This is a genomic window from Ruegeria sp. D4 (assembly GCF_056534475.1).
Window position 1 is genome coordinate 145584 of sequence record NZ_JBQFPJ010000003.1, and the last position, 16208, is coordinate 161791.

Annotated in this window: 17 protein-coding genes; 14 read left to right on the forward strand and 3 right to left on the reverse strand. The window is 59.8% G+C overall.

The window, feature by feature from the left end; genetic code table 11:
- The first annotated feature begins 16 nt into the window (after positions 1 to 16).
- Positions 17 to 907, forward strand: a complete 891-nt coding sequence (locus ACR0MI_RS06620) for a LysR family transcriptional regulator (RefSeq protein ID WP_170613459.1) — start codon at positions 17 to 19, stop codon at positions 905 to 907.
- Between the two features lie 6 nt (positions 908 to 913).
- Here the strand turns inward: ACR0MI_RS06620 and irrA are convergent, their stop codons facing one another.
- Positions 914 to 1333: an iron response transcriptional regulator IrrA gene (gene irrA, locus ACR0MI_RS06625; RefSeq protein ID WP_170619440.1), complete on the reverse strand. Its 420-nt coding sequence runs from the start codon at positions 1331 to 1333 to the stop codon at positions 914 to 916.
- 191 nt (positions 1334 to 1524) lie between these two features.
- Here irrA and fabA point away from each other — a divergent pair, with 191 nt between their 5' ends.
- Genes fabA through ACR0MI_RS06645 form a run of 4 tightly spaced genes read left to right on the forward strand, consistent with a single transcriptional unit; the run spans position 1525 to position 4360 of the window.
- A complete protein-coding gene (gene fabA / locus ACR0MI_RS06630) occupies positions 1525 to 2034 on the forward strand; it encodes a bifunctional 3-hydroxydecanoyl-ACP dehydratase/trans-2-decenoyl-ACP isomerase (protein WP_170613463.1) in 510 nt (169 codons plus the stop codon).
- A 48-nt stretch (positions 2035 to 2082) separates the two neighbouring features.
- A complete protein-coding gene (gene fabB, locus ACR0MI_RS06635; RefSeq protein WP_170613465.1) occupies positions 2083 to 3312 on the forward strand; it encodes a beta-ketoacyl-ACP synthase I in 1230 nt (409 codons plus the stop codon).
- A gap of 5 nt (positions 3313 to 3317) precedes the next feature.
- The gene (locus ACR0MI_RS06640; RefSeq protein WP_170816777.1) at positions 3318 to 4109 is read left to right on the forward strand and encodes an enoyl-ACP reductase FabI; all 792 of its coding nucleotides are present in this window, start codon (positions 3318 to 3320) and stop codon (positions 4107 to 4109) included.
- A gap of 59 nt (positions 4110 to 4168) precedes the next feature.
- Entirely contained in the window at positions 4169 to 4360 is a 192-nt protein-coding gene (locus ACR0MI_RS06645) for a hypothetical protein (protein ID WP_170613469.1), read from the forward strand.
- Positions 4361 to 4381: 21 nt separating this feature from the next.
- Here ACR0MI_RS06645 and ACR0MI_RS06650 read toward each other — a convergent pair whose 3' ends face one another.
- Positions 4382 to 4810 (reverse strand): FKBP-type peptidyl-prolyl cis-trans isomerase, encoded by a 429-nt coding sequence (locus ACR0MI_RS06650; RefSeq protein WP_170613471.1) that lies wholly within the window; start codon positions 4808 to 4810, stop codon positions 4382 to 4384.
- Between the two features lie 125 nt (positions 4811 to 4935).
- On the opposite strand from ACR0MI_RS06650, the gene ACR0MI_RS06655 reads away from it, so the two are divergent.
- The 9 genes from ACR0MI_RS06655 to ACR0MI_RS06695 all read left to right on the forward strand — a co-directional run bounded on the left by ACR0MI_RS06655 (position 4936) and on the right by ACR0MI_RS06695 (position 13130).
- Positions 4936 to 5622 (forward strand): haloacid dehalogenase type II, encoded by a 687-nt coding sequence (locus tag ACR0MI_RS06655; protein ID WP_170613473.1) that lies wholly within the window; start codon positions 4936 to 4938, stop codon positions 5620 to 5622.
- On the forward strand, positions 5622 to 6449 hold the full coding sequence (locus ACR0MI_RS06660; protein ID WP_170613475.1) for an alpha/beta fold hydrolase: 828 nt from the start codon (positions 5622 to 5624) through the stop codon (positions 6447 to 6449). Before ACR0MI_RS06655 ends, ACR0MI_RS06660 begins: the two co-directional genes overlap by 1 nt.
- Complete coding sequence (locus ACR0MI_RS06665; RefSeq protein ID WP_170619441.1) at positions 6446 to 7420, forward strand: threonine/serine dehydratase family protein; 975 nt, start codon at positions 6446 to 6448, stop codon at positions 7418 to 7420. The genes ACR0MI_RS06660 and ACR0MI_RS06665 overlap by 4 nt, the downstream gene beginning before the upstream one ends.
- Positions 7421 to 7479: 59 nt before the next feature.
- Positions 7480 to 8268, forward strand: a complete 789-nt coding sequence (pcaD, locus tag ACR0MI_RS06670) for a 3-oxoadipate enol-lactonase (protein WP_170613479.1) — start codon at positions 7480 to 7482, stop codon at positions 8266 to 8268.
- A gap of 13 nt (positions 8269 to 8281) precedes the next feature.
- Positions 8282 to 8995, forward strand: coding sequence for an alpha/beta fold hydrolase (locus ACR0MI_RS06675; protein WP_170613481.1), 714 nt, complete (start codon positions 8282 to 8284; stop codon positions 8993 to 8995).
- A gap of 96 nt (positions 8996 to 9091) precedes the next feature.
- A complete protein-coding gene (locus ACR0MI_RS06680) occupies positions 9092 to 10291 on the forward strand; it encodes a TCR/Tet family MFS transporter (RefSeq protein ID WP_170613790.1) in 1200 nt (399 codons plus the stop codon).
- An 81-nt stretch (positions 10292 to 10372) separates the two neighbouring features.
- Entirely contained in the window at positions 10373 to 11467 is a 1095-nt protein-coding gene (locus tag ACR0MI_RS06685) for a Zn-dependent alcohol dehydrogenase (RefSeq protein ID WP_170613483.1), read from the forward strand.
- Positions 11468 to 11491: 24 nt separating this feature from the next.
- Positions 11492 to 12724 carry a mandelate racemase/muconate lactonizing enzyme family protein gene (locus ACR0MI_RS06690; protein ID WP_170613485.1) on the forward strand — a complete coding sequence of 411 codons (1233 nt, stop codon included), beginning with the start codon at positions 11492 to 11494 and terminating at the stop codon, positions 12722 to 12724.
- 112 nt (positions 12725 to 12836) lie between these two features.
- Positions 12837 to 13130 (forward strand): metalloregulator ArsR/SmtB family transcription factor, encoded by a 294-nt coding sequence (locus tag ACR0MI_RS06695; RefSeq protein ID WP_170613792.1) that lies wholly within the window; start codon positions 12837 to 12839, stop codon positions 13128 to 13130.
- Here the strand turns inward: ACR0MI_RS06695 and ACR0MI_RS06700 are convergent.
- The gene (locus tag ACR0MI_RS06700; protein ID WP_170816819.1) at positions 13127 to 16123 is read right to left on the reverse strand and encodes a cyclic nucleotide-binding domain-containing protein; all 2997 of its coding nucleotides are present in this window, start codon (positions 16121 to 16123) and stop codon (positions 13127 to 13129) included. The two genes, ACR0MI_RS06695 and ACR0MI_RS06700, sit on opposite strands and share 4 nt — an antisense overlap.
- Positions 16124 to 16208 lie beyond the last annotated feature (85 nt).

A 16208-nucleotide genomic window follows, 5' to 3' on the forward strand; every position in this document is an offset into this window, starting at 1 on the left:
ACTTAGAATTAAGGGTATGTTATACGTTACGCTCCGACATTATGAATATATCTGCGCAATCGGCCGCTACGGCAGCCTGTCTGCGGCGGCTCAGCAGCTCAATGTCTCGCAACCCGCGCTGTCCACCGCTCTGACGCGGGTCGAGTCGCAATTGGGGTATCCGCTTTTTGCCCGCAAGCGAGGCGCCGCGATGGCCGTCACGCCACAGGGCCGCCGGTTTATCGGCGAGGCTGAGGCGCTGCTGGACCGTGCCGCGCGGCTGGAATCGTCGGACCAGACCAACACCGGCGCGGCGACGCTGCGGATCGGGTGTTTCGTGGACCTGGCCCCTTTCCTGATGGCTCCGGCTTTGCACCTTCTTCGGAATGCCCTGCCTGACGTCGCGATCACTTATCAGGTGGACGGATTCGAGGGACTGATTTCGGGAATGATAGATGGGCGCATTGACATTGCTCTGACCTATGGGCTGAGCATGGATGCCGGTTTCTCGCGGCGCATCCTGTTCGACAACATCCCCCACGCGGTGATGCCGCCCGAGCATATTCTGACGGGCAACGACACAATTTCACTGAAGGAATTGGAATCGCACCCCCTAATCCTGTCTCAGGAGGGTTTGTCGGCGCAGCATGTTCTGGGCCTGTTCCGGCAAAACGGGTTGTCGCCCACCGTCGCGCACCGCGCGGCCTCGCTGGAAATCCAGCGCAGCCTTGCCGCCCACGGCGAGGGAATCGCAATCAGCTACGCCATCCCGCACAGCCATTTCAGCTATGACGGGCGACCGCTGACCAGCAAGCCGATATCCAACCCGGAAGCGGCAGAACCCGTGGTTCTGGCACGTCACGGAATCGGTCCGGCGGACAGCAATGTTCAAAAGGCGGAACAGGCTCTGACTGAACTCGGCGGTTGAGAGGTGTTACTGTGTTTTGCGAAGGCGGATAACAACGTCGACCGACGCGATCTCGACCCCTTCAGGCGCTTCGGGAAGACGCTGGATCACCAACTGATCCGAGGGCGCATCGCTCAGCCGGCCTTCGTCTTCCCAGAAGAAGTGCGGGTGGTCGTGCGTGTTGGTGTCAAAATAGCTTTTTGACCCGTCCACGGTGATTTCCTGCAGAACACCGGCGTCGCAAAAGGCGCGCAGCGTGTTGTACACGGTCGCCAGCGATACGGCGTCGCCATTTTTCTTCGCCGCATCAAACAGGCTTTCGGCGGTGACGTGACGGTGTTTTCCGTCGCCGACAAGCAGTTCAGCCAAAGCAACACGCTGGCGCGTCGGGCGCAATCCGGCGTCTACAAGCCAAGTCGTGGCTCTGTTCTGGCTTTGAGGTGTCATGATTTCCGATACCCGCAATTCTGGCTGACTTACATATAAGTGCTTCGCCCCCACAATTTCAAATGAAATTCATTCGCAAAGAATGGGCTGAGCGCGACATGATATGGACCACAACTCTTGCAGGCCCTTGCAAACGGGTGCTAGACGAGGCCAGATATAACGAACGGACCCCTGGCAGGAGAGGCGGCAGAATGGCCCAATTCCCGAGCAGTTTTGACAAGGATGATCTGCTGAAATGCGCCCGTGGCGAATTATTCGGCCCCGGGAACGCGCAATTACCTGCCCCACCGATGCTGATGATGGACCGGATCACCGACATTTCCGGCGATGGCGGCGCACATGGCAAAGGCCATGTGGTGGCAGAATTCGACATCAATCCTGACCTGTGGTTCTTTGACTGCCATTTCCCCGGCAACCCGATCATGCCAGGCTGTCTGGGTCTGGACGGGCTATGGCAGCTGACCGGCTTCAATTTGGGCTGGCGCGGCTGGCAGGGTCGCGGATACGCATTGGGCGTGGGTGAGGTCAAGCTGACCGGAATGGTGCGCCCCGACCGCAAGATGCTGACATATTATGTGGATTTCACCAAAGCCGTACAAACCCGCCGTCTGACCATGGGTGTGGCGGATGGCCGGGTCGAAGCCGACGGCGAAGTGATTTATCAGGTCAAGGACATGAAAGTTGCGCTGTCCGAAAGCTGAACCCGGCTGACGGACTGGTAACAAGGAACGGAATACAGGAGTACGCATATGCGTCGCGTCGTCGTCACCGGTCTGGGGGTCGTTTCCTCGATCGGCAACAATGCCGAAGAGGTTCTCGCCTCGCTCAAGGCAGGTAAATCCGGGATCGAAGCCAACGAACAGATGGTCGAACACGGATTTCGCAGCCAGATCGCCGGAACGCTCAAGATCGACGTGGCCGAGCATGTGGACAAGCGCACCCTTCGTTTCATGGGCCCTGGTGCCGCATACGCGCACATCGCCATGAGCCAGGCGATCGAAGACGCCGGCCTGACCGAAGACCAGGTCGTCAACCCGCGCACGGGTCTTGTTGCCGGCTCCGGTGGACCATCGACCAGCGCCATGCTGACAGCGCATCAGACTGTGCTGAAAAACGGTGCCACAAAGCGGATCGGCCCCTTTGCAGTGCCGAAATGCATGTGCTCGACAATTTCGGCGAACCTTGCGACAGCGTTCAAGATCAAGGGTATCAACTATTCCATCACGTCGGCCTGCTCGACGTCGCTGCATTGTATCGGCAACGCGGCGGAACAGATCATGCTGGGCAAGCAGGATGTGATGTTTGCAGGCGGCGGCGAGGAACTGGATTGGACCCTGTCCTGCCTGTTCGACGCGATGGGCGCGATGTCCTCCAAATACAACGACACCCCGGAAAAAGCCTCGCGTGCATTCGATCAGAACCGCGATGGTTTCGTGATTTCCGGCGGCGGCGGCATCGTCGTTCTGGAAGACCTGGAACACGCACTGGCACGCGGCGCCAAGATCTATGCCGAGGTCACGGGTTATGCCGCGACATCCGACGGACATGACATGGTTGCACCGTCCGGTGAAGGCGGCGAGCGTGCGATGCGCCTGGCCCTGTCCACCCTGCCCGAAGGCCGTAAGGTCGATTACATCAACGCCCACGGCACCTCGACCCCGGTAGGCGATGTGGGCGAGGTTGAGGCCGTTCGCCGTATCTTCGGTGAGGGCAGCGTACCGCCGATTTCGTCGACCAAATCGATGACGGGCCATGCGCAAGGCGCGGCCGGCGCGCTTGAGGCGATTTTCTGCCTTTTGATGCTGCAAAATGACTTTATTACTCCGTCGATCAATGTCGACACACTTTCCGACGGCATCCTGCCCGGTGAAATTGCAACTCAGGTGGTTGAAAACGCAGGCCTGGACAGCGTGATGACCAACAGCTTCGGCTTTGGCGGCACCAACGGCTCCATGATCCTGTCCAGGTATAACGGGTGACTATGATGTCGGATCTTCTCAAGGGCAAACGCGGCCTGATCATGGGCGTGGCAAATGACCGCTCGATTGCGTGGGGCATTGCCAAGGCGATGCATGAGGCCGGTGCCGAACTGGCGTTCACCTATCAGGGTGAGGCGTTCGGAAAGCGTCTGGAGCCGCTGGCACAAAGCCTCGGCAGCGATTTCATGGTAGATGCGGACGTCACCGACGACGCCTCACTGGACCGCGCTTTTGGCGAGCTGGGTGAGCGATGGCCGACCATCGATTTCGTCGTGCACGCCATCGCCTATTCCGACAAGAACGAACTAACCGGCCGGTTTCTGAACACGACACGCGCGAACTTCAAACACTCGCTGGATGTCTCGGCCTATTCCTTTATCGAGGTCGCGCGCCGCGCATATCCGCTTATGAAGGACAAAGGCGGCACCTTGCTGACCCTGACCTATCAGGGGTCTAACAAGGTTGTTCCCAACTACAACGTGATGGGTGTGGCCAAGGCGGCACTGGAATCGGCGACCCGCTACCTGGCCAATGATCTCGGCCCCGATGGTATTCGCGTCAACGCAATCTCTCCCGGGCCGATGAAAACACTGGCCGGGGCCGCAATTGGCGGCGCCCGCAAGACTTACAAGTTCTGCGATCAGAACGCGCCGATGCGATCGAACGCGACGCTTGAGGCAGTGGGCGGCACTGCGGTATATCTGGCGTCGGACGCCGGGTCCTGCACATCAGGCGAAATCATCCGTGTCGATGGCGGTTTCCATATCCTTGGAATGCCGCAGCCCGAGGCGATGTGACCATATCTTTCCCTGCCGACGCCTAGATTTGACCATCTTTCGACGGCAGGGATTGGCTTATGAGCAAGCTAGACCAGATCATCGCAAACAACGCGCGCGGACCTCAGGTCCGGCGCAAGTCGGGACTCCTGACCAATCGGGGTCGTGTCATGTTACTGACGCTGACATCCCTTCTGGTGCTGTTTGTCTTTTTGACTCAGCCACCGGTGCGTGAAGCTGTGGATCGCCTTATCGGCATGATTGCAGGCTGACGGTCTTTTCGCCTTTTCCGGTCAGTTTACCGAAACCACCTCAATCTCAAAGATCAGGTCCTGTCCCGCCAGGGGATGGTTCCCGTCAAGAGTAACAGTGGCCTCATCTGCATCGACAACGGTAACAGGCAAGGCTTGCCCGTCAGGCGTCTGCATCTGCAGCTGAGTACCAGGCTCCAGCGGAATATCATCCGGGATGCCTTCGCGCGGGATGGCCTGGCGCATCGCCGGGTTGATCGGCCCATAGGCTTCCACACAGGCGATTTCGACCCGTTTTTTGTCGCCTGCCACCAGACCCGGCATGGCCGTGTCGAGGCCGGGAATGATCTGGCCCGAGCCAACGACGAACTCAAGCGGATCGCGCCCCTCGGAACTGTCAAAGACGGATCCGTCCAGCAAGGAGCCGGTATAATGGATGCGCACTGTGTCGCCTTGTTTGATTTCAGTCATATTGAACTCCGACCGGTAAGGAATGAACCGGTCAACCTAGGGTATGACACGATAATGTAAACCCTTGCCCCTTTAACCCACGAAACTCCTGTGCCAACCTGCCGCCGAACGGCAGTGAGGGTCCGATGGTAGTTTCCACCTGTGTTTTTGATGCCTATGGTACGTTGTTCGATGTCACCGCCGCCGCAAGGCAGGCCGCAGGTGAACCGGAGTTCGAGGCGCTTCAGCAGAAATGGCCCGAGCTGGCCAATTTCTGGCGCCTGAAACAGCTGCAATATACCTGGTTGCGGGCGATAACAGACGCGCATGCCGATTTTTGGGACGTGACGCAGGACGGGCTTGATTGGGCATTGGAAGCCACGGGGCTAGATGGCAATGCCGCCCTGCGACAGAGGCTCCTGGATTTGTACTGGCAACTGCAGGCCTATCCGGAAGTGCCCGAGATGCTGAAGGCATTGAAAGCGGGTGGTTTACAGACCGCTATCCTGTCCAACGGATCTCCGCCGATGCTGGAAGGTGCCGTGCAGTCGGCCGGCGTCGGCGATCTGCTGGACGACGTGCTGTCGGTCGAAACTGTTGGTGTCTTCAAACCACATGCGAAAGTCTACGACCTTGTGCAGCAACGCTTTGGCTGTGAACGCGATCAGGTCCTGTTCGTCAGCTCCAATGGCTGGGATGCTGCCGGCGCCAGCGGATACGGATTCGTGACTGCCTGGGTCAACCGTGCAGGCGAACCCCAGGACCGATTGCCGTGGGCTCCTGCTCATATTCTGTCCGACCTGACTTCGATCCCAAAGCTGGCCGGTCTTTGATGGCGTTTTTCACGACCTCGGACAACAAGCGCATTTATTATGAGGACAACGCCACAGGCGCTCAGGTCCTGTGTCTGGCCGGATTGACGCGCAATGGTCGGGATTTTTCTTTCCTTGCGCCCCACATGGCCGATTACCGCATGATCACAATGGATTATCGCGGGCGCGGTCGTTCCGATCATGACCCGAACCACGCGAACTACAACATCCAGCGCGAGGCGCTGGACGCAATCGAATTGCTGGATCATCTGGCCCTCGACCGGGTGGTCATTCTGGGGACGTCCCGCGGCGGTTTGATCGCGATGGCGCTGGCAATCAGCCATCGCCACCGGCTGGCGGGCGTTATCCTGAACGATGTCGGCCCGGTTATTGGACCTGCAGGCATTGCCAAGATCATGGAATACGTCGGCAAACCGCCGGTTTCCAGAACACTGGATCAGGCGGCACGGCAACTGAAACAGGCTATGGACCCTCATTTCCCCGGTGTCCCTCTAAGCATCTGGCGACGGCAGGCCGAGTTTCAGTACGAAGATCAGGGCGGGCATCTGTCGTTGCGCTACGACCCCGCCTTGCGGACCGCGCTGATCGAACAGGCCGCTGCCGGTGTGGTGCCGGATTTGTGGCCGTTGTTCGAGGCCTTGCGCGATTTGCCGGTTGGGGTCATCCGTGGCGCAAACTCGGACATTCTGGGAAGGGAAACACTTACCCAAATGCAAACTCGTCACCCCGGGCTTATCGTGGCTGAGGTGCCGGATCGCGGGCACGTTCCCTTTCTGGACGAGCCCCCTTCGCTGACCGTCATTCGCAAAGTACTGGACGCCGCATGAGCACCATTGATCTGATCGAAGCCGCCGCCACCCGACTGCATGGACATGTGCGGGAAACACCGATCCTGACCTCGCCCTTTCTGGACGAAATCGCAGGTCGGCGGGTGCTGGTGAAACCCGAATGCCTGCAACATACCGGCAGTTTCAAGTTTCGCGGCGCATGGTCGGCAATCTCGGCGCTGGAAGAAAGTGACCGGCAGCGCGGCGTCATTGCCTATTCCTCGGGCAACCATGCGCAGGGGGTTGCGCTGGCCGCGTCCCGGCACGGGATATCATCGGTCATCATCATGCCCTCAGACGCGCCACGGCTGAAGATCGAAAACACCCGCGCATTGGGGGCCGAGGTTGTTCTCTACGACCGCACAACAGAAAGTCGCGAGGAGATCGGAGAAGGTCTGGCGCAGGAACGTGGGCTGACGCTGATCCGGCCCTACGACGAACCGCAAGTAATCGCCGGACAGGGCACCACGGGGCTTGAGATTGCTCGTCAGGCAGCCGAAGCCGGGGTTGCCAATGCGGACGTTCTGGTGTGTTGCGGCGGCGGCGGCCTGTCATCGGGCATTGCCTTGGCTTTGGAAAAACACGCGCCTGACCTGCGGGTTCGCCCGTGCGAGCCGGAAGGCTTTGATGATGTCAAACGATCGTTGGAAAGCGGCCGCATCGAAAAGAACACGGCGGCAGCGGGCAATCTGTGCGATGCAATCCTGACCCCCCAACCCGGCCGGATCACCTTCCCGATCCTTCAGCGTTTGTGCGGTCCCGGGCTGGCGGTATCCGAGGAAGAAGCCCTGCGGGCAATGGCGCAGGCTTTTTTGCGCCTCAAGATCGCGCTGGAACCGGGCGGGGCCGTGTCATTGGCGGCAGCCTTGTTCCGAAAGGACGAGATTCAGGGCGACGCGGTCATTGTAGTGGCATCCGGCGGAAATGCCGATCCGCAAGTTTTTGGCCAGGCGTTGGAATTCCTGACCTGACAGCAGGCGGCAATCCGTGCAAGTTGACCCCGAACTCTGAATCGACAGGGACCGAAATCATGCAAATCGCCGATCTTGGTGACGTGCAACTGCATTACCAAACGGACGGCAACCCGGACGGGGCACCGATCGTGTTTGCCAATTCCCTTGGGACCGATCTGCGCCTTTGGGACAGCGTCCTGCCGCATCTGCCGGATGGCCTGCGGATCATCCGTTTCGACAAGCGTGGTCACGGATTGTCTTCGCAGCCTCCCGGCCCGTATTCGATGGGCGCCTTGATAAGGGATACCGAGGCCCTTCTGGACCATCTTGGTGTCCGGAATTGCGTGTTCGTCGGCCTGTCCATCGGCGGCATGATCGCCCAAGGCCTGGCCGTCAAAAGGATGGATCAAATCCGCGCGCTGGTTCTATCAAACACCGCCGCCAAAATCGCGACCCCGGCCATCTGGCAGGATCGCATGGCCGCGGTGCGAGCTGGCGGGATCGAAGCGCTGGCCGATGCAACGATGGAACGGTGGTTTTCGAAGGCTTATCGCACATCGGCGGATCATCTGCTGTGGCGCAACATGATGGTTCGCCAACCGGTCGAAGGTTATCTGGGGTGCTGCGCTGCCATATCGGGCACCGATTTCTATACGCCGACCAGCGGATTGCGCCTGCCCACATTGGGCATCGCCGGCAGCGAGGACGGCTCGACCCCGCCCGATCTGGTCAGAGAAACAGTCGACCTGATCCCCGGCTCCCGGTTTGAACTGATGCGCAAGGCGGGACATCTGCCCTGTGTCGAACACCCCAAGCAATACGCCGCCTTGTTGCGACGCTTCCTGTCCGATGTCGGACATGTCTGAAGGAGAGACGACTGTGGCGGATTTTTTGCTGATCCACGGGTCTTGTCATGGCGCATGGTGCTGGCGCGATCTTATCCCCGCACTTGAACGTCTGGGGCATTCCGCCCATGCCATCGATCTGCCCAGCCACGGTTCCGACCCGACCCGCATCTGCGACGTTACGCTGGACGGGTGTCGGGACGCTGTTCTGGCGGCCACAACACCGGAAACACTCATCGTCGGGCATTCCTGGGGCGGATATCCGATCAGCGCCGCCGCCGAGGCTCAGCCAAACGCGATGCGGGGCCTGATCTATCTTTGCGCGTATGTGCCGCATGACGGCTTGTCGATGGTCGAGATGCGAAAACGCGCGCCCCGGCAACTGATTGTTGACGCCGTGGACAAATCTGCCGACGGCCTGTCCTACACCGTTCATCCAGACCGGGTGCAGGATCTGTTTTATCACGACTGCCCGACCGGCACGACCCAATATGCGCTGGCACGAATGTGCCCTCAGCCAATCCGGCCTCAGGACACCCCTTTGCCGCTGTCCGAAAGATACGCCGGCGTCAAAAAGGCATATATCCGTACAACCGACGATCATACGATACCGACCGAATACCAGGAAACGATGAGCCACTGCGCGCCGCCGAACCTGCGTCACACCATCGACAGTTCGCATTCACCGTTTTTCGCGCAGCCGGAAAAGCTGGCCAAACTGCTGAGCGAGATCGAGCATGGACTCTGAACCCGGCTGACCGGACGTCACGACACGGTACAGGGATGTTCCCTTCCCTGCGGCCGGTCGCTAGGGTCCGCGCAGAAACCAATGAAACCGGTACTCATGCGTCTGCCATTTCTGTTTGTTCTCAGCATCGTGATGATCGACGCCATGGGCATCGGTCTGGTGATGCCCATCATGCCCGAACTGATCCTCGAGGTTCAGGCAGGAACGCTGGCCAGTGCTGCGATCTGGGGCGGGATTCTCAGCACCGCATTCGCTGCAATGCAGTTTGTGTTCAGCCCCATTTTGGGAAATCTTTCTGATGCTTATGGTCGGCGCACGGTTCTTCTGGTGTCGCTGTTTGTCATGGCGTTGGACTACGTGGTCATGGCGGTTGCAGGCAGTATCTGGCTGCTTCTTGCCGGGCGCATCATTGGCGGCATCACCGCCGCCACCCACGCAACCGCGGCGGCTTTCATGGCGGACGTGTCAAAGCCACACGAGAAAGCCGCCAATTTCGGACTGATCGGGGCCGCCTTTGGCGTTGGCTTCGTGCTTGGGCCGGTTCTGGGCGGTGTGCTGAGTGAATACGGAACCCGCGCGCCGTTCTGGGCGGCGGCGGGATTGTCTGCGCTGACCTTCGTCGTCGGTCTGTTCGTGATGCCGGAAACGATCACGGACAAGACCCGGCGCGCATTCAGCTGGCGACGTGCCAATACCGCAAATTCGTTGCGCGCCATCGCCGGACTGCCGGGAATTCGACCGTTGTTGTGGGTCTATTTCCTGTATTCGGTGTCAATCTATGTCTACCCCGCAATCTGGTCGTATTTCACGACTGAGCGCTTTGGCTGGTCACCGCAGATGATCGGGGTGTCGCTTGGGGTCTACGGCATGGCCATGGCGGCCGTGCAGGGCGGTCTGATCCGCCCGGCCACGCGATATCTGGGCGAGCGGGCAACCATCATCTACGGCATGGGATTCGAGATAATCAGTTTCTTGCTGTTGGCGTTTCTGACCAACGGAACTGTCGCCCTGATCCTGATCCCGATCACGGCCTTTGGCGCCGTGATCACCCCGGCCCTGCAGGCCATGATGTCGCGGGCCACTCCGGATTCCCAACAGGGCGAACTGCAGGGCGTTCTGACCTCACTCCATGCTCTGTCGATGATTATCTCTCCGTTGCTGATGACCGGCGTATTCGCGCATTTCGTGCGACCGGACACAGCTATCTATTTGCCCGGGGCGCCGTTTCTTCTTGCCCTAGTCCTGATGATTGCAGGTTTCGTGTTGTTTTCCCGGGCGCGCCCGCTTGTGGCGTAACAACGACATCGCGATGACGGATTCCGCCTTGCAGCCTGCGCGCCATAACGCCACCGTGTGCGAAAGGGAGAGTTAACAACAATGCAAACCATCAAAGCCGCTGTATGCCATGCGTTCGGGGAACCGCTTGTTATTGAAGATGTCCGGATTTCGGCTCCGGGCAATGGCGAGGTCGAAGTGACCCTGCACGCCGTCGCGATCTGTCATTCCGACATAACATACGCCAGTGGCGCGTGGGGCGGGTTTCTGCCTGCCGTTTACGGGCACGAGGCGGCTGGCATCATATCGGCGGTGGGCAAGGACGCAGGCGGATTCCAGGTGGGCGACCCGGTCGTTGTCACGCTGATCCGGGCCTGCGGGTCCTGCCCGTCCTGCGCCGGCGGCAAACCCACGATCTGTGAAACCCCTTACGACACGGTCAAGGGACCGCTGCGTACAGCCGACAACGGTCCGCTTGAACAGGCCATGGCCTGCGGCGCTTTCGCGGAAAAGGTGGTCGTCAGCCACAGGCAGATCGTCAAAATCCCGGAATCGCTGCCCAAGGACGTTGCCAGCCTGTTGTCCTGCGGCGTGATCACGGGCGTTGGCGCAGCCGTCAACGCGGCCGGTTTGCGCCCGGGTCAGGACGTGGTCGTGATAGGCGCCGGGGGCGTAGGCCTGAACGCGATACAGGGCGCACGGCTTGCCGGGGCGCGGCGCATCGTGGCTGTGGACATGACCAAAGAGAAACTGGAAATCGCCAAAGAGTTTGGCGCGACTCATGGCGTGCTGGGCAGCCTGGCCGAACCCTGGAAGGCTGCATACAAGGCTTTGGGCGGGCGCGGGGCGGATGCTGTTCTGATTACCGTCGGCGCGATACCGGCCTATGATCAGGCCCCGCGTTACCTTGGGCGCGGCGGCAAAGCCGTCATGATCGGCATGCCACATTCCGGCGATCAGTCCACCTACGAGCCCGTCATCCTTGCCGCATTGGGACAGGGCCTGGTCGGATCGAAAATGGGCGATGTGGTCATTCAGCGCGACATCCCCTGGATGATCGACCTGTACGAACAGGGGCGGCTGAAGCTGGATGAACTGATCTCGGGGCGCTGGACCCTGGACCAGATCAACGAGGCGATTGCCGACACGAAGACCGGCTCGGCCAAACGCAACGTCATTATCTTCGACCAGAACTAACGCGACCCGGCAGGAGGGCAGCTGATGAAACTGCAGGATCTCGATATCATCGTCACGGCACCTCCGGCCCCAGGTTGGGGCGGACGTTACTGGATACTGGTCAAGGTCACGACCGATACCGGGATCATCGGCTGGGGGGAATGTTACGCCTCGTCGGTTGGCCCGGAGGCCATGAAACATGTCATCCGGGACGTGTTCGAACGGCACATGCTGGGCGAGAGCCCGGAGAACATCGAGCTGATGTTCCGCCGCGCCTATTCAAGCGGCTTCACCCAGCGTCCGGACCTGACGGTCATGGGCGCGTTCTCCGGGCTTGAAATCGCGTGCTGGGACATCTTGGGCAAGGACCGGGACCGCCCGGTTTACGCCCTGCTAGGCGGGCTGATGAATGAACGCATTCGCGCCTATACATATCTGTACCCCCTGCCCCGGCACAATCTGACCGATTTCTGGACGTCACCCGATCAGGCGGCGGAAAGCGCGGCCGAAATGGTCCGGCGCGGCTTCACCGCGGTTAAGTTCGACCCGGCTGGTCCTTACACGATGCGCGGAGGCCATATGCCGGCGATGTCCGATATCTCGATGTCGGTGGCGTTCTGTAAAGCCATACGCGAGGCGGTCGGGGACAAGGCCGACCTGCTGTTCGGAACCCACGGCCAGTTCAACACAGCGGGGGCCATCCGACTGGGTCAGGCGCTCGAGCCGTACTTGCCGCTCTGGTTCGAAGAACCCACACCGCCGGACATGATCGAAGACATGGCGCGCGTTGCCCGCAACGTCCGCATTCCGGTGGCAACAGGCGAGCGGATGACCACAAAGGCCGAGTTCGGGGCGGTTCTGCGGGCTGGCGCGGCAGAAATCCTGCAACCCGCGCTGGGACGCGCAGGTGGGATATGGGAGATGAAGAAAGTCGCCGCCATGGCCGAGATCTTCAACGCACAGATGGCACCTCACCTATACGCGGGGCCTGTGGAATGGGCCGCGAATATCCATCTGGCCGCATCCATACCCAACTTGTTGCTGCTGGAAACCATTGAAACCCCGTTCCACAACCAGTTGATCAACGGCAGTTTGCAGGTGGACAATGGATTCGTGATCCCGCCCACTGCTGCCGGCCTCGGGATCGACGTCAATGAAGAACTGGCCCGCGCGCACCCCTATACCGGGGATGGCCTGCACCTGCAGATGCAGGAGGCACCTTGTGACTACGTCAACGGCAACGCATTTCAGGGCGGCGCACCGGCTGTCGAGGGGTGACAATCACGACTGTAATCAGGCATAATGCTGACAATACAGACTAGTAGACAGGTCGCGCGTGACGTTCAAGGAAGTGCAGTCCCAACAACTGAGCCCTGAAAAACCTGCGGATATGAGCGAAAGCGCCGCCCGCGCGGCCGCATTTCTCAAGACGCTGGCCCATGAAGGCCGTTTGATGATCCTGTGCCATCTGGGCGATGGCGAAAAATCTGTAGGGCAACTGGAGGAGCTGTTGCAGCTAAGGCAAGCGGCAGTCAGCCAGATGCTTGCCCGCTTGCGCGAGGAAAACCTGGTCTCGACCCGGCGGGATGGCAAGACAATCTACTACACGCTGAAAGACGGCAATACCGCACAGGTCATCACATTGCTCTATGACCTGTTCTGCAACCCCGAGGGCGGCATCTAGTTCGAAACGTAACCGGCAATGACCTGCAACAGCTTGAACGCGGTTGCGGCATCGTTTTCGACGACGGCAAGGAATTCTTCTTCACCGATACGCAGGCAGGACAGATCGGTTTCGGCAATCATGCTCAGCGCGCGCGGCTCTTTGCGGATCAGGCCAAGTTCGCCAACCAGCGCGCCGGGTCCGACCTTGGTGATCAACTGATCCGGTTCGTCCTGTTGCGGCAGGTACAAACCCGCCTCGCCCTCAAGAACAACGTAGGCCCCATCCGTCGGCTGGTCGTCTTTCAGAAAGATCACCTCGCCTTTCGCGGCCTCGAACCAGCGCGCACCAAATGCAAGCAGGCGCAGCTGTCTGCGGTTCAGACCCGAGAACAATGGCGTCTGCTCCAATGCCCGCAGTTTGCGTGCAAGGTCGGCTGAGGCGGCGCTGTCTTCCTCCACGTCGATCGGTCCCTCCCCTGAAACGACACGACCTTGCCTGATTTCCACATGCATGTCGAATGCACCCGGATTCTGGAACTGATCATTCAAGTAGACAACCGTGGTGTCCGGCAGCAACTCGCGCAGGTTCTTGTAAACCGCCACTTTGGTTTTCATGTCATAACTGGCCAGCGCGTTCTCAAGGACCAGAACGTCCGGCTTCTTGATCGTTGCACGGGTAAAGGCCAATGGTTCGGCAAAAACGGCCGGAAGGTTTTGCCCGCCGAGCGCAACCGGAACGTTGTAGATCAGTTCGATCACCAGTGGACGCGCGCCTTTTTCGGACAGCACATCGACAATCACCTTGCGCAACTCGTCGGACCGGGCCCCTCCAACCTGGCTGACCTTGCCAAAAAGGGCGTTCTCCATCACGGTCAGCCCCGGTGCAAACTCGCCCTCATCCAGCGGCACGAAGACGTCATGCAATGTCTCAAGCAGTTTGTCAGAATGGCTGTGACGCAACTCGAGAATCCGGTCCTTCAGTTCATTGGTAAAGGCCGGCCCGATCTGTTCGGCCGAGATCACCAACGGCACCGCCAGCAGGTTTGCCAGCTGTTCATCGTTCAGCCCTGTCGCGCCTTCGTCCCGGGTGCGGTCTATCAGCTCGACCGCGGCCTCATAGGTCTGGGCTTCAAGGCCAAGTTTGCGGAACAGAGGGTGATCGGTTCCATCCAGCCCAAAGATCTGGCGCAGCATGTCGATCACGTCCCGGGTCAGGCTGACCAGCGTTTCATCCAGTCCGAGTTCGCGTAATTGCCCAAGAAACACGGATTGGCGCGCCAGAAGATCCTGCGTGACCCGGACGCGCGGGGTGGCAAACAGCAGGTTTTCGGCCACAGGCAAAGCCGGGTTATAGATATCTCGACCGAAAATCAGCGCCTGCTGTTCCAACCCATTCTGCCGAACGGCCTGCTGCACCACCGGGCGCAGTTCGACCAGTTTTGCCGCCAGCTCGGGGTGCTCGGCTGCATCGAATGTCTGCTCGCTGCCCCGCTGGAACAGGGCCGCGCCAGAGCCCATACCCTCGACCAGTTGCAGCCACCACGCACGCAGTGCCTGCGCATTGTCCAGACCGGCCAGTGAGGGATCCAGCCAATCTGCCCGGAACGGATCGGGGCTGTTTCCGGCACGCTGGGTTTCGGCAAATCCGGGATCGGCCGGCCCGTCCGACAATGGCTTGAACCGCATCGGCATCATGACGTTGTCGCCCAGCGTTCCCTGAAACATCACGGGCCGCGACGTGGCATACCCGATCCGAGCCGCCACAACCCCCTGATGCATGTCGGCCAGGTTCTGCCCCCCGATTTCAACGCGCCCGGCACTTGGCAGGATTTCCCGTGTCAGCAGTTCCGCCAATGCACGCCGGTCTTCCTCGCTGGGGGCGGAAATACCAACCGTCTTTCCACCCGGAAACGTAAGATTCAGATCGTCCAGCACCTGATTTCCATCCATATCGCGCACCGAGACATGGTTCAGATGGATATCACCGTTCAGATGCGGGCGTGTTTCAGGTTCGCCGTCGAATAGTCTTTCATCCAGCATTCCCGAAGGCGCAAAGCGTTCGACCACCACGTCCCAGCGCAGGGACATGTCCTGTGTCTGGTTGTAATAGGTCAGCAGTTCCTTCCACGGGGAACTCAGGTCCTTGTAGGCAGCCAAGGCCGCGACCAGCGCCCCCAGCGAGACCGCCCCCTGAAGCACCAGAAGCCCGCCAACCAGATAGAACATGAACGGCGTCAGCTGCGAGATGAAGTTGTTTATGAATTTCATAAAAAACTTCTTTTGGTAGATCTCGAACCGGATGCCGAACAGCCGCCCCAGCTGATCCGAGACCATCGCGCGACGATACCGCCAGCCGCCGTTTGACCGCAAAGTCGATGCGCCCGCCGCGTTTTCACCAATCTGGGCCGCAAGCACGCGCACTTCCTGAATGCGTTTCTTGTTCAGCAGGTTGATCTGCTGTTGCAGGCGCGGGATAAGCCAGGCCTGCAAGGGGATCAGCGCCACTGCTGCCAATCCGAACCAGACGCTTTGCAGAAACAGGAACGACAGGATCGTGATCATCTGTCCGGCCTGCAACACCGGCTGGCTGATCGCATCGCCCATCAACCCGCCCATCGGCTCGCTTTCGGCTGTGACCATCGAGACCAGTTCACCCTGGCTGACCCGCTCGAAATAAGGTTGCGGAAAACGCAGCGCGCTGTTGATCAGCTGATAGCGGAACCGGCGCAACATCCGTTCGCTAAGGATCCCCTTCATCGTGTTGATGCGCATCTTCATCAAACCATGCGCCAGAACCGAGGCCAGAAATGCAAAGCACAGGATGATCAGGAAATTGGTCTGCGTCAGGCTGTAGCCCCAGACCTCGACCACGCTGCTGGTTGCGCCGATGGCGTCATTGATGATGCGCTTGGGCAGTTCCAGCGTCAGGTAAAGCAATGGAAACAGTGTCGCCGTCACGGCCAGCAGCACCAGCTGATCGCGTTTGGAGTACTTCCAAATAAACCGGAAAATCGTTCTTTCTATTGAACCCGCCCCTACTTCAGGTCATCGACCCGTACGTCATGGTAATCTTTAAATTCAGCAGTACGAATTTACC

What these genes read in the sequence shown, in the direction of transcription:
- ACR0MI_RS06620 (WP_170613459.1), top strand. Translation starts at nt 17, where the DNA reads ATGTTATACGTTACGCTCCGACATTATGAATATATCTGCGCAATCGGC.
- irrA (WP_170619440.1), bottom strand. Translation starts at nt 1,333, where the DNA reads ATGACACCTCAAAGCCAGAACAGAGCCACGACTTGGCTTGTAGACGCC.
- fabA (WP_170613463.1), top strand. Translation starts at nt 1,525, where the DNA reads ATGGCCCAATTCCCGAGCAGTTTTGACAAGGATGATCTGCTGAAATGC.
- fabB (WP_170613465.1), top strand. Translation starts at nt 2,083, where the DNA reads ATGCGTCGCGTCGTCGTCACCGGTCTGGGGGTCGTTTCCTCGATCGGC.
- ACR0MI_RS06640 (WP_170816777.1), top strand. Translation starts at nt 3,318, where the DNA reads ATGTCGGATCTTCTCAAGGGCAAACGCGGCCTGATCATGGGCGTGGCA.
- ACR0MI_RS06645 (WP_170613469.1), top strand. Translation starts at nt 4,169, where the DNA reads ATGAGCAAGCTAGACCAGATCATCGCAAACAACGCGCGCGGACCTCAG.
- ACR0MI_RS06650 (WP_170613471.1), bottom strand. Translation starts at nt 4,810, where the DNA reads ATGACTGAAATCAAACAAGGCGACACAGTGCGCATCCATTATACCGGC.
- ACR0MI_RS06655 (WP_170613473.1), top strand. Translation starts at nt 4,936, where the DNA reads ATGGTAGTTTCCACCTGTGTTTTTGATGCCTATGGTACGTTGTTCGAT.
- ACR0MI_RS06660 (WP_170613475.1), top strand. Translation starts at nt 5,622, where the DNA reads ATGGCGTTTTTCACGACCTCGGACAACAAGCGCATTTATTATGAGGAC.
- ACR0MI_RS06665 (WP_170619441.1), top strand. Translation starts at nt 6,446, where the DNA reads ATGAGCACCATTGATCTGATCGAAGCCGCCGCCACCCGACTGCATGGA.
- pcaD (WP_170613479.1), top strand. Translation starts at nt 7,480, where the DNA reads ATGCAAATCGCCGATCTTGGTGACGTGCAACTGCATTACCAAACGGAC.
- ACR0MI_RS06680 (WP_170613790.1), top strand. Translation starts at nt 9,092, where the DNA reads ATGCGTCTGCCATTTCTGTTTGTTCTCAGCATCGTGATGATCGACGCC.
- ACR0MI_RS06685 (WP_170613483.1), top strand. Translation starts at nt 10,373, where the DNA reads ATGCAAACCATCAAAGCCGCTGTATGCCATGCGTTCGGGGAACCGCTT.
- ACR0MI_RS06690 (WP_170613485.1), top strand. Translation starts at nt 11,492, where the DNA reads ATGAAACTGCAGGATCTCGATATCATCGTCACGGCACCTCCGGCCCCA.
- ACR0MI_RS06695 (WP_170613792.1), top strand. Translation starts at nt 12,837, where the DNA reads ATGAGCGAAAGCGCCGCCCGCGCGGCCGCATTTCTCAAGACGCTGGCC.